Consider the following 15,789-nt stretch of genomic DNA (forward strand, 5'->3'; position numbering starts at 1 on the left):
CAGGGGCGGTGGGGCTCCGGATGGATTCCCGCCTTCGCGGGAATGACGGAGGGAAATCTGCGCGCGACGCCAAGACTTTCGGCCATAGTAGTTCAGGACCGGCGTGCCCCTCTAGAGCGCAGCCCGGTGTCAACGTGGAGGGCGCCGGTCTCCCATCTCACGTCAAACTCAACCACCCCCTTGATGCAGATCAGGGCCTTGCCGCGGGCGCCCGCCTTCGTTGCCGAGCATGTCCCGCAACCGCAGCGGCGCGACTTTCGTCTGCGCGAAGCAGGCACGATCGCAGCCACCGGGCCTGCGCAGGACAACACCACACCCCGACCCGGTTGGCGGCCGGCGCGGCGGCACGCTAAAGAGGGAGGCCGGGTGGTGCCGAGATGAGCATGGTGGTCAACTGTGCGGCTTACGCCGACGGCCGCAAGATCGGGCCGGTCGATATCGAGGACATCGGCGAGATTCTCAAATTTCCCGGGCAGTTCATTTGGATCGGACTGCATGAACCGGACGAGCCGCTGCTGCGCCAGATCCAGCAGCAGTTTTCGCTGCACGACCTCGCGGTCGAGGACGCGCTGCGGGCCCACCAGCGGCCCAAGCTCGAAGAGTACGCCGACTCATTGTTCGTGGTGCTGCGCACCGCCCGCTGGCGCGACCAGCAGATCGACTTCGGCGAGACCCACATCTTCGTCGGCCCGCGTTACGTGGTCTCGGTGCGCCACGGTGCTTCGCTCTCTTACGCCGACGTACGCACCCGCTGCGAGAGCACCCCGCGGCTGCTGCGCAAGGGGCCGGGGTTCGTGCTTTACGCCCTGATGGACTTCGTCGTCGACCACTACTTCCCGATCGTCGATGCGCTGCAAGAGCGGCTGGAGAGCTTCGAGGAGAAGATCTTCCGCGGCGGTTTCGACCGCCACACAACCGAAGAGATCTACGCCCTCAAGCGCGACCTGGTTGCCCTCAAGCGGGCGGTGTCGCCGCTGGTCGAGGTCTGCAATCGCCTGGTGCGATTCGACGTCGAGCTGGTACCCGAAGACGTGCGGGTCTACTTCCGCGACGTCTACGACCACGTGATCCGGATCAACGAATCGGTCGATGGTCTGCGCGAGTTGCTGACCACGGCGCTCGAAGCCAATCTCTCGCTGATCTCCGTCGGTCAAAACGAGGTCACCAAGAAGCTGGCCGCCTGGGCCGCCATTTTGGCGGTGCCGACGATGATCGCGGGCGTGTACGGCATGAACTTCGACTTCATGCCCGAACTGCACTGGCGTTATGGCTACGCCGCGATCATGGGCGCCATGGTCGGCATCTGCGGCTTGCTCTACGCGCAATTCAAGCGCACCGGCTGGCTGTGAAGGCGACCATGGCCACGGCTCGCACGGATGGAACAGCGCTGCCACGCTCGCGGTTCGCCGCTCCCACGCGCGGTGGCATGGGCGCGGTCATCTGCTTGGTGGTGGCCGTGGCCGTGCCGGCGGTGGAGCTGCGGGCGCAAGAATCGCCGCCGGCTAAGACGCTTGCCGATTGCATAGCGCTCGCGCTCGACAACCATCCGCGCCTAAAAGCGGCGGCGGCCACGGCTGCCGCCGGCGCCGCGCGGGCGCGCCAGGCGCTCGCCAACTACCTGCCACAAGTCAGCGCCACTTACAGCGCCAACCGGCGCAATACCAGCGCCGCGGCGGGTACGGGCACCAACCTCGGCACCCAGGCCGATACCTTCAATTTCTACAGCACCGGCGTCAGCTTCTCGCAGCTGCTGTTCGACTTCGGCCAGGCGTTGCACGGCATCCGCGCCGCCCGGGCGAACCAGCAAGCGCTCGCCGCTGATGCCACCAGCGAGCGCGAAATCGTCATCGTCACCGTCAAGCGCGCCTATTTCGACCTGCTAGCCGCGCGCCGCCTGCTGGCCGTCGCCGAGCAGACCGTGCGCCAGAGCCAGCAGCAGCTGGAGTTGGCGCACGGGCGCTTCGACGTGGGTCTGGCCCCCAAGTTCGACGTCACCCGCGCGCAGGTGCAACTCGCCAGCGCGGAACTGAACCAGCTGACCGCGCGCAACAACGTCGCGCTGGCGCGCGAGACCCTCGCCAACGCCCTCGGCCTCACCGGCGCGCTCGACTTCGAGATCCTCGATACCCTCGATGCCCACGAACTCCACGTCAGCGAAAGCGAGGCGCTGGCGGCCGCCTACGATCACCGGCCGGAGCTGCACTCGCTGCGCGCGCAGCAACTGGCCGCCACCGAGCAAGTCGCCGCGCTGCAAACGAGATACCTGCCGTACGTCACCGGCGGTGGCAACTACACCTGGACCGGCAGCGACTATCCGCTACAATCGAGCTGGAATCTGGGTGCCAGCGTGAACCTCTCGATTTTCAACGGCGGGCTGACAGCGGCGCAGATCGGCGAGGCCAAAGCCAACCTCTCGCAGGTGCAGTTCACCGCCGAGGTCACCCGGCAGACTATCGCGCTCGAAGTGCGCCAAGCCGCGCTCAATCTCGAACAAGCGGCCGAGAGCATCCGCGTCTCCGAGAAAGGCGAGCAGCAGGCACGCGAGAATCTCGAACTCGCCACCGGCCGCTACCATGCTGGGGTCGGCAGCATCATCGAGCTGACCGACGCCCAGGCCGCGTTCACCAGCGCCGAAGCCAGCCACGTGCAGTCGCTGTACAGCTATCAGACGGCGGTGGCGGCGCTGGAGAAGGCCACGGCCGTGCCTTATACCGCTGCGGTTCGTTAGCCCGCCCATGCCGCGCCGAATTCGCGCTGTCAGCCTTGCGCTCAAGGGCTCGACTGTCCTGGCCGCCGGGTTGTTGTCACTCGTGGTGGCGTGTAGCAATGACGACACCGGCGGCGGCTATCTCACCGAAGCCGTGGACCGCGGCACCATTGCCGCCACCGTTACCGCCACCGGCACGGTCAACCCGGTCACCACCGTCCAAGTGGGCACCTACGTGTCCGGCCCGATTCGTGCCCTCGACGTCGACTACAACTCCCCGGTGAAGAAAGGCCAGCGAGTGGCGAAGATCGACCCGGCCCCGTTCCAGGTCAAGGTGCAGAAGGCCGAAGCCAGCCTGGCCACGGCGCGGGCGCGCGTGCGCAAGTCGCGCACCGACTTGGCGCTCAAGCAGCTGACGCTCGAGCGGATGCAGGAGTTGCGTGCCAAGAACCTGATCCCGCCCAACGACCTCGATACCGCCAAGAGCACCCACGAACAGGCGCTGGCGCAGGTGGAATTGGATGAAGCCGGCGTCATGCAGGCGCAAGCGGAGCTGGAAGAGGCGCAAATCAATCTCGCCTACACCGATATCACCTCACCGGTCGATGGCGTCGTGGTCTCGCGCAACGTCAGCGTCGGCCAAACCGTCGCCGCCAGCTTTCAGACCCCGACGCTGTTCTTGATCGCCGAGGACCTCACCAAGATGCAGGTGGATGCCAACGTGAGCGAGTCGGACATCGGCGCGCTGGGCGAGGGCCAGCAGGCCGTGTTCACGGTCGATGCTTTTCCGGGCAAGGAATTCCGCGGCGCGGTGGCGCAGGTGCGCAACGCGCCGATCACGGTGCAGAACGTGGTCACCTACGACGTGGTCCTGGCGGTCGACAACGCTTCGCTGGAACTCAAGCCGGGCATGACGGCGACGGTGGCGATCACCACCGCCAGACGCGATGACGTGCTGCGGCTGCCGGCCCGGGCGCTGCGCTTCAATCCCGAGCGCCGGAGCAGCGGCGCGACCCCGGCGCGCGATCACACCGCCGCCGCTCGCGACACGCCGGCGGTGTGGCTGCTGCAGCCCGACAACACGCTGCGCCGGGTGGAGGTGTCCGTCGGCTTGCGCGACGAGCAGCACGTCGAGCTGCTCTCCGGCAACCTGCAGCCCGGCGACCCGGTGGTGACGGCGCTGCGCCAGACGCCGGCGCGCGAAGCCGGCCGCCCGCCCGGCTTCGCCCCGCGCTTCCGCTAGGAGCCCGCCGGAGCAATGGGTGTCCGCGGCCTTCACCATTGCGCCATCACCCGGCGCGGCCGGCGCTGAGCGCGGGTCGAGGTCATGGCGGCACTGATCGAAACCCGCGAGCTGTGGAAGATCTACCAACTCGGTGACATCGAGGTGCGCGCGCTGAGCGGCGTGGCGGTCGACATCGCCGCCGGCGAGTTCGTGGCGATCATGGGAGCGTCGGGCTCGGGCAAGTCGACGTTCATGAACATCCTCGGCTGCCTCGACCGGCCGACGCGCGGCAGCTATCGGCTCGGCGGCACCGACATCGCAACGCTGTCGGCCGATGAGCGCGCCACCATCCGCAATCGCCAACTCGGCTTCGTCTTCCAGAACTTCAATCTGATCGCGCGCACTAGTGCGATCGAGAACGTGGAGCTGCCGCTGTATTACGGCGACACCCCGTTGGGCGAGCAGCGCCAGCGGGCACGCGCCGCCCTCGCCGCCGTCGGCTTGAGCGGCCGCGAGGCGCATCTGCCCAATCAACTCTCCGGCGGGCAGCAACAGCGAGTCGCGATCGCCCGGGCGCTGGTCAACCGCCCGACCGTGCTCCTGGCCGACGAGCCGACCGGCAACCTCGACACCCAGACCAGCGCGGAGATTCTCGAGCTCTTCCGGCGCCTCAATCAGGAGCAGGGGATCACGGTGGTCTTGGTCACCCACGAACTCGAGATCGCCGCTTACGCCGGGCGCGTGATCACTTTTCGTGATGGAGAGATCGTTAGTGATTTGCGCCAAGCGGCGCGCCCCAGCGGCGCCGGGGCCCAGGCGGTGTGATCATGAAGCTGTTGCGTATGACTCTGCGCACCGCGCTGCGGGCACTGCGGCGCAACAAGCTGCGCTCGGCGCTGACGATGCTGGGCGTGACCATCGGGGTGGCCGCGGTAATCGCCAACGTCAGCATCGGCGAAGGCGCCGACGCGACCATGCAGGAACAAATCCGCAGCCTCGGCACCAACCTGCTGATGGTCATCCCGGGCGCGACCACCGCTTCCGGTGTGCGCTCGGGTTGGGGCGGGGTCTCCACCCTCACCACCGCCGATGCCGTGGCAATCGAGAAGGAGTGCGCCGCCGTGGCCGCGGTCAGCTACTTTCGCCGCCAGGTGGTCCAGATCGTCTCGGGCGATCAGAACTGGTCCACCGTCGCGCAGGGAGCGACGCCCTCGTACACCAAAGTGCGCGAATGGCCGGTGGTGGCGGGCAGCTTCTACACCCAGCGTGATGAAGACAGCGCCAACCGGGTGTTGGTGCTGGGTCAGACGGTGGCTAATCAGCTGTTCGGCCCCGGCGTCAACCCGCTCGATGCCATCGTGCGCGTCAAGGACGTTCCCTTCCGCGTCATCGGCGTGCTCGAAGCGAAGGGGCAGACGACTTGGGGCCAGGACCAGGACGACGTCGTGCTGATGCCGTTCTCGACCGCCGAACGCCGGGTACTCGGCACGCAGTTCGTCGGCACCGTCGACATGATCTTCGCCGCCGCCGGCTCGACCGCCGCGATCGCTGAAGCCACCGAGGAAGTCACCCAGCTGCTGCGCCAGCGCCACCACATTCAAGCGGGAGAGGAAGACGATTTCACCGTACGTAACCTCAACGACATGGCCAAGGCCTCCGAAAGCGCCAGCAAGGTGATGACCACTTTGCTGCTGAGCGTGGCCTCGATCTCGCTCCTGGTGGGCGGCATCGGCATTATGAACATCCTGTTAGTCTCGGTCACCGAGCGCACCCGCGAGATCGGCGTCCGCATGGCGGTGGGCGCCAAGAGCCGGCACATCCTGTTGCAGTTTCTGGTCGAGTCGATCACGCTCAGCATGGTCGGCGGGGTAGCCGGCACCGTCTTGGGCATCGTCTCCGCGCGCCTGATATCCCAGCTCGCCGGTTGGCCCACCCTGTTGTCGGTCCCGGCCGTGCTCGGGTCGTTCCTCTTCTCCGGTGCGATCGGCATGATCTTTGGCCTCTATCCCGCCTACAAAGCGGCCCGCCTCGATCCGATCAGCGCGCTCCGCTACGAGTGAGGCGTTGCAACTGGCTCCGCGAACGCGCTCGCGAGTAGCATCGTCTTCAGAAACGTGCTGAATCCCGCGCTAGCCTAGGTCGGTCAGTAAAGTCCGTGCGGAGACCCAGGTGATCACCGCGCTTCGTATCGGCAACTTCAAGGCGTTCGCCGAACCGCAGACCGTTCCGATCACACCCCCCACGCTCATCTTCGGCGCCGACAGCGCCGGCAAGTCGCTTGATCTCGTCGGGTGGTGGGCTCGCGGCCACGCTCTCTTCATCATCCCGGTTCCGCCTGCAATTGACCCCGCGCTTGCGCTATAGCGGCCACACGCGGGATAACGGGGTTGGGATTCAATACCGACCGCAAGGAGGCGAAGATGAACGAATTCATGTTGGACGAGCAAGGGCGGGCGATGCAGGCGAAGGTGCGCGAGTTCGTCAAGAGCGAGGTCGATCCCGAGTATCTGCGCCGGATGGATCGCGACGAGATCCGCTACCCGCGCGAACTCTACCAAACCTACGCCAAGCACGGGTTGCTCGGGCTGCGCTTTCCCAAGCAGTACGGCGGCCAGGGGCTGGACTGGGTCACCGAGTGCGCCGCCATGGGCGAGATCGGTTGCTTGGGGATGGCCGCGGGCTGCTCCTACGTCATGCCCTCCATCGTCGGTGAGGCCCTCAATACATTCGGCACCGAGGAACAGAAGGAAAAATATCTCAAGCCGATGCTGGCCGGGCGGCTGGTGTCGGCTGAGGCGCTCACTGAGCCCCGGGGCGGCTCGGACTTCTTCGGCGCCTCGAGCCGCGCGGAGGACAAGGGCGACTATTTCGTGGTCCGCGGCATGAAGCGATTCATCGTTGGAGCTGAAGGCGCCGACTTCTTCCTCGCCTACGTCCGCACCAACCTCGATTCGGACGCGCCCGCACACGCGCGCATCAGCGCCCTGATCATCGACCGCGGCCCGGGCGTCGAGGTCAAGTACCTTTACGGCCTCATGGGTTCGCGTGGCGGCGGTACCGGACGGGTCGTTTTCCGCGACGTCAAGGTGCCCAAGGCCAATCTCATCGGTCCGCTGCACGGCGGCGCGCTGGTGTTCAACACCATGATGATTCCCGAACGCCTCACCAGCGCCGCGCCCTGCACCGGCGGCATGCAGGCGAGCCTGGACGTCGCCATGAACTACGCCGACCGGCGCAAAGCCTTCGGCCAGCCGATCCGCAAGTTCCAGGCCGTCAGCTTCATGATCGCCAAGGCGCAGGTGCTGCTCGACGCCAGCCGTGCCATGATCTATCAGGCCGCCCGCGCCGCCGACACCGAGACCCCCAGCGTCCGCCGCATCGTCTCCGAGACCAAGAAGTTCGTCACCGAAGCCGCCTGGGACGTGGCCAATCTCGCCATGCAAGTCACCGGCGGCATCGGTTACACCGACGTCTATCCGATCGAGCGGGCGGTGCGCGACACCCGCTTGGCGCAGATTTGGACCGGCACCAACGAGATCATGAGCGCCATGATCCAGCACGACCTCTACCAGGAGTTCCGTGCCACCCGCGGCCGTTACCGCGACTACGAACGCGACGCCATGCACGCGGACGAGTCGGAGAAGATCTTCGACGACGACGACATGTGGCAGGTGTACGACCAACAGAAGTAGGGTGCTCATCAGGATTGCCCCACCGCCCGCGCCGCACCCTGTAGGCCTGGTGAGCTGTGCGCCGCGCATCAGGGAAAACCCGCGGCGCCCAGCCCCTTGGGTTGTCTGACCAGCGGTTCTGCCGCCTGGGCACATCCCGGGGGTAGCTACGGCCCGCCCCACCCTCGCCCCGTCCAACCAGTAGGTAGGCAATTGCTTCGCAGCTTGCTGACCCTGGTCATATTAGCCTGGGCAGAAGTAGCTATGAGAAGTTGCTATCCCCAATGCCGGGGAAAGCGGGTGTTATCAGCGGGGGCCCCAGCTCGGGAGTGGCAAACTAGAACCGCAAGAAGGAGGGCCAAAGTGTCGAAGATTCAAGGCAAATGGGCTGACACCTATCGCCAGAAATGGACCTGGGACAAGGTCACCTGGGGTAGCCACTCGGTGGACTGCTACCCGGGCGGTTGCCCTTGGCGCGTCTACACCAAGGACGGCAAGATCCTGCGCGAAGAACAAGCCGCCTCACTGCCGCCGATCGAGGCCGGCATCCCGGATATGAACCCGATGGGCTGCCAAAAGGGGGCGAGTTGGAGCCACTGCCACTACTCGCCCGACCGCGTCACCCAGCCGCTCAAGCGCGTCGGCAAGCGCGGCGAAGGCAAATTCAAGCCGGTCTCCTGGGACGAAGCCCTCACCGACGTCGCCGACGCCATGATCGATGCGATTCAAGACCAAGGGGCGGAGTCGGTTCTCACGCTGCTCACACCCGAACCGGGTGCGGCGGGAGCGCGCTTGTTCTCGCAAATCCTCGGCACCCCAATGACCGACGGCAACGCCGAGTTCCAGGACTTCAGCCCCGGCTTTCACGTTACTTGGGGGTTGTTCAATCCGGTGTCCAGCATGGACGACTGGTTCCTGGCGGAGCTGACGCTGATCTGGCACGCCAACCCGGTCTACACCAACATCCACTGGTACCACTACATCGCCGAGTCTCGCTACAACGGCGGCGAGGTGGTGACCATCGCCCCCGACTACAGTCCGTCGGCGATCCACGCCGACCATCACCTGCCCGTGCGCATCGGCACCGATGCGGCGCTGGCGCTGTCGATGTGCAAAGTCATCATCGATGCCGGCCTGTACCAGAAGCAGTTCGTCCAGGAGCAGACCGACATGCCGTTGCTGGTGCGCAAGGACACCGGGCGTTTCCTGCGCGGCAACGAGATCAACGAAATGGACCGGGACGACCAGTTCTTCTGGTGGGACACGTTGACCAACGGCCTGGCCCCGGCGCCGCGCCACACGCTCGCCACCACCGGTGTCGATCCGGCACTCGAAGGCAGTTTCACCGTCACGCTCGCCGATGGCAAGGAGGTCGAGGTCGAACCGGCGTTCGAGCGGCTCAAGCGGCACCTGGAGAACTACACGCCCGAGAAGGCCGGGGCCATCTGCGAGGTGCATCCCGACAACATCCGCAAGCTGGCGGGTAAGGTTGCGACCCGTAAGACCAAGATGTTCGTCGGCTGGAACTCCGGCAAGTATTACCACGGCGACCTGATGGAGCGCTCGATGGCGTTGCTCCTCGGCCTCACCGGCAACTGGGGCAAGAAAGGTACTGGAACACGCTCCTGGGCAATCATGGGGATGGACGGCTTCGCCTTCATGCAGCGCAAGGAAGGCGCCGGCCAGGAAGCCGCGCAGAAGCTGATCACCAACATCCTCGGCATGCGGCGCATGATGGCGCAGGCCGATCCGACGATGACCGCGGAGATGATGCAGAATCGCGGCGCGCAGATGGCCGCGGAGATCGGCGGTTTAGGAAACATGATTCCGCCCGCCTTCCTCTGGTACTACCAGTACGGCTACAAGGAACGCTGGAACAATCCCGACAACCACGACGCCTCGATGAAGCGCACCTTCGATGAGTACATCACCGAGGCGGTCGACAAGGGTTGGTGGGACGCCAGCTACTCGCAATCCTACCGCGACGGGGTGCAGCCGCGGGTGATCATCGAGGCCGGCGGCAACCTGCTGCGCCGCCAGCGCGGCGGACAGAAGATGCTGCTCGAGCACGTGTGGCCGAAGCTCAAGTTGTTCGTGTCGATCGACTACCGCATCACCACCACCGGGCTGTACTCCGATTACATCCTGCCGGCGGCGCAACACTACGAGAAGCTCGGCAACTCCATGCCCTCGATCCACCACCTCAACTACGTGCTCTGCGATCGCGCCGCCAAGCCGGTGGGCGACGCGCTGCCCGACGCCGAGATCGGAATGCGGATCCTCGAAAAGCTCGAAGAGCGCGCCAAGGCGCGCGGCTTCACCGACTACGTCGACCGCAAGGGCAACCCCCGCACGCTTGTCGGCCTCGCCGCCCGCGCCAGCCTCGGCGGGGCGGCGCGACAGGAAGAGGCGCGCTTCGATGAGTCCGTTCGCGACCTCGCGGTCTACGGCGTGCTCCCCAAGGGGACTACGCTGCAAACGCTGCGAGAGAAGGGCTCGGTCCGCTTCGTCGGCTGGGGCATGGTCGGCCACGGGATTTCGCAGGCCTCGACTATCAAGCCCGACGAGGTCCACAACCCGTTCCGCTGGCACACCGAGGACAAGGTGCCGTACGACACCTTGGTCCGTCGCGCCCAGTTCTACATCGACCACGAGTGGTTCCTCGAAGCCGGCGAAGAGCTGCCGACGCACAAAGAGCCGCCGCCGCAGGGCGGGCGCGGCCGGCGCTTTCAGATGACCAGCGGGCACAACCGCTGGAGCATCCACTCGATGAACATGACCAACAACATCATCCTCAACACCCATCGCGGCGAGCCGTTCGTCTTCATCAACGACAAGGACGCTGCCAGCCTCGGCATCACCAACGGTGAGAAGGTGAAGATGATCAATGACGTCGGCGAGATGCTCATCGCCGCCAAGATCACACCGTCGTGCCGGCCGGGCCAGGTGATCGTCTACAACGGCTTCGAGCCGTACATGCATGAAAACTGGTACAGCCAAGCCGACATCGAGCCGGGGCACGTAAAACACCTCGGCTTGGTCGGCAATTACGGTCACCTCAAGTATCGGATGTTCTCCTGGCAGCCGATTCCGGCCGACCGGGCGGTGCGCGTCGACGTGCAGAAAATCAAGTGACGGGGAAAGGGCGATATCATGGGAACGATCACACAATCGAAGCGTCAGTTGGCCTGGGTCTTCGACCTCAACAAGTGCATCGGCTGTCAAACCTGCTCGGTGGCCTGCAAGGTGCTCTGGCCGCAGGAAGAACCCGGCACCGAGCAGATGTGGTGGATGACCGTCAACACCCAGCCCGGCAAGGGCACGCCGCGTGATTGGGAGAGCATGGGCGGCGGCTACGACGCCAACGGCAAGCTCAACCTCGGCCGCATTCCCACCGACGAAGAGGTCGGTGGGGGTTGGAACTTCAACTACGACGAGGTGCTGCGCGGCGGCAAGGGCCGTGAGGTGCACCTGCAGAAGATCTCCGGCAGTAAGAGTTGGGGCATGAACTGGGACGAAGACGAGGGCGGCGGTGAGTTCCCCAACGCCTACTTCTTCTACCTCCCGCGCTTGTGCAACCACTGCACCGAGCCGGCCTGTGTCGAGGCGTGCCCGAACGATGCCATGTTCAAGCACGAGGATACCGGCCTGGTCCTGCGCGACGAAAGCAAGTGCAAAGGCGCGCAAGTCTGCCGCCGCGCCTGCCCGTACAAGAAGATCTATTTCAACAAGATGCGCAACATCAGCCAACACTGCATCGGCTGCTTCCCGCGCCTGGAACAGGGGGTCGCCCCCGCGTGCGTGCGCCAATGCCCGGGCCGCGCCGCCTTCGTCGGCTTTCTCGACGACGAAGGCAGCGCCGTGCACAAACTGGTGCAGAAGTGGCAGGTCGCCCTGCCCTTACACCCGGAGTTCGGCACCCACCCCAACGTCTACTACGTGCCGCCGCTGTCACCAGCGCCGCTGCGCCCGGATGGCAGCTTCGATGAGAGCGCACAGCGCATCCCGCCGTCTTACCTGGAGTCGATGTTCGGGCCCAAGGTGCACGGGGCGCTCGACGCGCTGCGCGCCGAACTCGACAAGAAGCGTCGCGGCCAGGGCTCCGAGGTGATGGACGCCCTCATCCTCTACCGCTGGAAGGACGCGCTCGGCCACCTCACCCGCGATCCGGCCGAGATCGTATGGGATTAGCTGCCGGTTGAGACACGTGACGTACCGTTATGAGTGAAGCGGCTCACCTCTGCCTGCGCGCGCAGCAAGCCACCGGCACGCGGCGCTGGTTGCACATAGCCAGCGCCGCGCTGAACTGGCTGGCGCAGCGGGTCGTATTGTTTCGTTACGGCGACTGGGTGTTCGTAACCTTCGGCCTCTTCGCCGGCCTCGGGGCGCTGGTATCACTCACCGCGATGGGCGCCCTGCTGATCGGGCAAGGCGTCGGCGGCAAGTTCTTCTTGACCCTCGCCGTGGCCGGCAGCGCCACGGTGGTGGTGGGCTCTTGGCTTGCCGGCCAGCTGCTGGACTACCGCCTGCTGTTGGAACATCCCTGGCGAGCCCTGCGCCGGCCGGTGTTTGTATCATGGGGAGGCATTATCGCGCTGCCGTTGGTGTTGGCGATCATGGCGGCGTTGGCCGACGTCAGCCTGCTCGTACTGCTCGATGCCGCCGCTCGCACCACACCGTTGGGTCACGCACTCGGGCGGCTTGGTTGCCTGACGTACGGCTGCTGCTTCGGGCGGCCAACCGACGCAGCGCTGGCGATCACCTATCGCAACCCGCTGGCAAAGGCCGTGCGGGTGGCCGGCCTTCACAACGTGCCGCTGCATCCCGCGCCGTTCTATGAGGTCGTACTCCAGATCGGCCTAGCACTGGTAGTGAATCTGGCGGCCGTGCTCGGGGCCCCCCTGGGCCTCCCGACGGCATTGGCGTTTGTGCTCTATGGGATGGGACGCTTCGCCGTCGAGTTCACCCGTGACAACTCCGGGCGGATGATCGTGGCGCCGCTGGCGGTCAACCACCTCGTGGCGCTGTCGTTCGTGATCGGCGGCGCGCTGGCGATACCGGCACTGCTGCTCGGTTGGCAGGTGCCGCCGGCGATTTCTTGGAGCGCCGCCCTCGCCGGGGTGCCCGAGTTGGCACCCGCAATCACACCGGGTGTCGTGCTCATATTCTTTGGCTTCTCACTCCACCGCGGCCGTATCGGCGAGTGGTAGGACTGTTCAGGAGGTTCATCGTGAAACCAATTGGCGGGTCGTGGGCCGAGGCGTATCGCAAGCAATGGCAATGGGACAAAGTCACCTGGGGCAGCCACTCGGTGGACTGCTACCCCGGCGGTTGCCCGTGGCGCGTCTACAGCAAGGATGGCAAGGTCGTACGTGAGGAGCAGGCGGGCGTCTTCTCGCCGATCGAGGCCGGCATCCCCGACATGAATCCGATGGGCTGTCAGAAAGGCGCGTGCTGGAGCGATTTGCTCGCCGCCCCGGACCGCATCACTCAGCCGCTGAAACGGGTGGGCAAACGCGGCGAGGGCAAGTTCAAACCCGTCTCCTGGGACGAAGCGCTCGACGACATCGCCGACTCGATGCTCGACGCGATCAATGATCAAGGCCCGGAGTCGGTCATCACGCTCATGACGCCCGAGTTCGCCGCCAGCGCCGCGCGCATGTTCAGCGACGCTCTGGGCACCCCGACCACCGACGGCAACGCCGAGTTCCAGGACTTCAGCCCTGGCTACCACCTCACCTTCGGGCTGTTCAATCCCGTCTCGACGATGGACGACTGGTTCCTGGCGGAGCTGACGCTCATCTGGCACGCCAACCCGGTCTACACCAACATTCACTGGTACCACTACGTCGCCGAGTCGCGGTACAACGGCGGCGAGGTCGTCACCATCGCGCCCGATTACAGCCCCTCGGCGATCCACGCCGACTATCACCTGCCGGTGCGCATCGGTACCGACGCCGCGCTGGCGCTGGCGATGTGCAAGGTGATCATCGACGGCGGCCTGTACAACAAGCAATTCGTGCAGGAGCAAACCGATCTACCGCTGCTCGTGCGTAAAGATACCGGTCGCTTCCTGCGCGGCACGGACCTCGCCGACGACGATCGCGAGGACCAGTTCTTCTGGGCCGACGGCCACTCACACGCTGTGACCCCGGCTCCGCGCCACACCTTGGCCTCGGCCGGCGTCGACCCTGCCCTCGAAGGCACCTACACCATCATGCTCAAGGACGGCAGTGTGGTCGAGCTCGAGCCGGTGTTTCAGCGGCTGCGCCGGCACCTCGACGCGAACTACAGCCCGGAGCAGGCCGGCAAGATTTGTGAGATCCATCCCGACAACATCCGCGCACTGGCGCGCAAAGTCGCCACCCGCAAGACCAAGATCTTCATCGGCTGGAATTCCGGCAAGTACTACCACGGCGATCTGATGGAGCGGTCGATGGCGTTGCTGCTCGCTCTCACCGGCAACTGGGGCAAAAAGGGTACGGGCACGCGCTCGTGGGCCGCCGGGGGCTGGGACGGCATGGCGTTCATGTCGGAGAAGGGCGTGCCGGGACAAGAGGCCGCCCGCATGGCGCATCAGACGCGCACGCTCATGCGGCGCATGCTGACCATGGACGATCCGACGCGCACGTTGGAGATGATCGCCAACCACGCCTCGGCGATGAACCCCGAGCTGGGCGGCTTCGGCGCGATGATCCCGCCCGCGTTCCTCTGGTACTACCAGTACGGCTACAAGGAGCGCTGGAACAACCGCGACAACAACGACCCGTCGATGAAGCGCAGCTTCGACGAGTATGTGAACGAGGCGATCGAGAAGGGCTGGTTCGGGCCGCACTGCTCTACCGCGTACAAGGAAGTCGAGCCGCGCGTCCTGTTCGAATCCGGCGGCAACATGCTGCGCCGCCAGCGCGGCGGCCAGAAGCTGCTGCTCGACAAGCTTTGGCCGAAACTCAAGATGATCGTGTCGGTGGACTTCCGCCTCAACACCACCGGCATGTACTCCGACTACATCCTGCCCGCGGCCCAGCACTACGAAAAGCTCGGCCAGAGCATGCCGTCGGTACATCACCTCAACTGGGTGCTCACCGATCGTTCAGTCCCGCCGCCGGGCGAGGCCCGCTCCGAGCACGACATCGGCATCATGATCATCGAGGCCATCGAGCGCCGCGCCGCTGCCCGCGGCATGACCGGGTTCACCGATCGCAAGGGCACCTACCGCTCGCTCGAGGGGATGGTGGCGCGCTACACGCTCAACGGCGAGATGCGCGACGAGGAGCGTTTTTACGACGAGGCCGTGCGCGACAACGCGGTCTACGGCATCCTACCCGAAGGCACCACGCTCGAAACCCTGCGCGAGAAAGGCTACGTGCGCTGGACCGGCTGGGGCATCGCCGGCCACGGCGAGTCGCAGGCATCGACCATCAAGGCCGATGAAGTCCACAACCCGTTACGCTGGCACACCGAAGACAAGATCCCGTACGCCACCCTGGTGCGGCGGGCGCAGTTCTACATCGACCACGAATGGTTCCTCGAAGCCGGCGAGGAGCTACCGACCCACAAGGACTCGCCCGGCCACGGCGGCCCCAAGCGGCGCTTCCAGATGACCAGCGGGCACAACCGCTGGAGCATCCACTCGATGAACATGCTCAACCGCAAGCTGCTCAATACCCATCGGGGCGAGCCCTTCGCGTTCATCAACGACAAGGACGGCGCCAGCCTCGGCATCACCAACGGTGAGCAGGTGAAGTTGGTGAGCGACGTCGGCGAGACCATCATCCAGGCCAAGCTCACGCCCTCGTGCCGGCCGGGCCAGGTGATCGTTTACAACGGCTTCGAGCCGCTCATGCACAAGCGGTGGTACGGCCAGGCCGACGTCGAGCCCGGCCACGTGAAGCACCTCGGCTTCGCCGCCGGCTACGGCCACCTGACGTACCGCCCCACGTCATGGCAGCCGATCCCGGCCGACCGCGCAGTGCGGGTGGATGTGGTGAAGGCGGGCTGAGGAAGCTGACGAAGCAGACAGCGCGCCGTGCGCACGCGTTCCGACGCGCAGACCTCGTTCGGATCGCAAAGGCACTGAACGCGTTCGGCGCGCGCTACGCGGTGATTGGCGGCTTTGCCATGCTCCACCATGGCCTTGCCCGTGCGACTATGGACATCGATCTCCTTGTCGACGCGGCTCAAGA

General features: G+C 65.6%; 11 protein-coding genes. All 11 read left to right on the top strand.

Features of this window, described 5'->3' with window-relative positions:
* The first annotated feature begins 377 nt into the window (after positions 1–377).
* The 11 genes from corA (at position 378) to HY699_23290 (ending at position 15,605) form a co-directional block, all read left to right on the top strand.
* Positions 378–1,349, top strand: coding sequence for a magnesium/cobalt transporter CorA (corA, locus tag HY699_23240; GenBank protein MBI4518721.1), 972 nt, complete (start codon positions 378–380; stop codon positions 1,347–1,349).
* Between the two features lie 8 nt (positions 1,350–1,357).
* Positions 1,358–2,728: a TolC family protein gene (locus HY699_23245; protein MBI4518722.1), complete on the top strand. Its 1,371-nt coding sequence runs from the start codon at positions 1,358–1,360 to the stop codon at positions 2,726–2,728.
* Between the two features lie 7 nt (positions 2,729–2,735).
* Positions 2,736–3,950, top strand: a complete 1,215-nt coding sequence (locus HY699_23250) for an efflux RND transporter periplasmic adaptor subunit (protein MBI4518723.1) — start codon at positions 2,736–2,738, stop codon at positions 3,948–3,950.
* Between the two features lie 93 nt (positions 3,951–4,043).
* Positions 4,044–4,757, top strand: a complete 714-nt coding sequence (locus tag HY699_23255) for an ABC transporter ATP-binding protein (protein ID MBI4518724.1) — start codon at positions 4,044–4,046, stop codon at positions 4,755–4,757.
* 2 nt (positions 4,758–4,759) lie between these two features.
* The gene (locus HY699_23260) at positions 4,760–5,992 is read left to right on the top strand and encodes an ABC transporter permease (protein MBI4518725.1); all 1,233 of its coding nucleotides are present in this window, start codon (positions 4,760–4,762) and stop codon (positions 5,990–5,992) included.
* A 109-nt stretch (positions 5,993–6,101) separates the two neighbouring features.
* Positions 6,102–6,296, top strand: a complete 195-nt coding sequence (locus HY699_23265; protein MBI4518726.1) for a hypothetical protein — start codon at positions 6,102–6,104, stop codon at positions 6,294–6,296.
* A gap of 56 nt (positions 6,297–6,352) precedes the next feature.
* Complete coding sequence (locus HY699_23270; GenBank protein MBI4518727.1) at positions 6,353–7,624, top strand: acyl-CoA/acyl-ACP dehydrogenase; 1,272 nt, start codon at positions 6,353–6,355, stop codon at positions 7,622–7,624.
* Between the two features lie 342 nt (positions 7,625–7,966).
* Entirely contained in the window at positions 7,967–10,738 is a 2,772-nt protein-coding gene (locus HY699_23275; protein MBI4518728.1) for a molybdopterin-dependent oxidoreductase, read from the top strand.
* Positions 10,739–10,756: 18 nt separating this feature from the next.
* Positions 10,757–11,794 carry a respiratory nitrate reductase subunit beta gene (locus tag HY699_23280; protein MBI4518729.1) on the top strand — a complete coding sequence of 346 codons (1,038 nt, stop codon included), beginning with the start codon at positions 10,757–10,759 and terminating at the stop codon, positions 11,792–11,794.
* A 29-nt stretch (positions 11,795–11,823) separates the two neighbouring features.
* Complete coding sequence (locus tag HY699_23285) at positions 11,824–12,813, top strand: prolipoprotein diacylglyceryl transferase (protein ID MBI4518730.1); 990 nt, start codon at positions 11,824–11,826, stop codon at positions 12,811–12,813.
* A gap of 20 nt (positions 12,814–12,833) precedes the next feature.
* Positions 12,834–15,605, top strand: a complete 2,772-nt coding sequence (locus HY699_23290; GenBank protein MBI4518731.1) for a molybdopterin-dependent oxidoreductase — start codon at positions 12,834–12,836, stop codon at positions 15,603–15,605.
* Positions 15,606–15,789: the final 184 nt, after the last annotated feature.

The sequence above is a fragment of the Deltaproteobacteria bacterium genome (assembly GCA_016210005.1).
Taxonomy (GTDB): Bacteria; Desulfobacterota; Binatia; order HRBIN30; family JACQVA1; genus JACQVA1.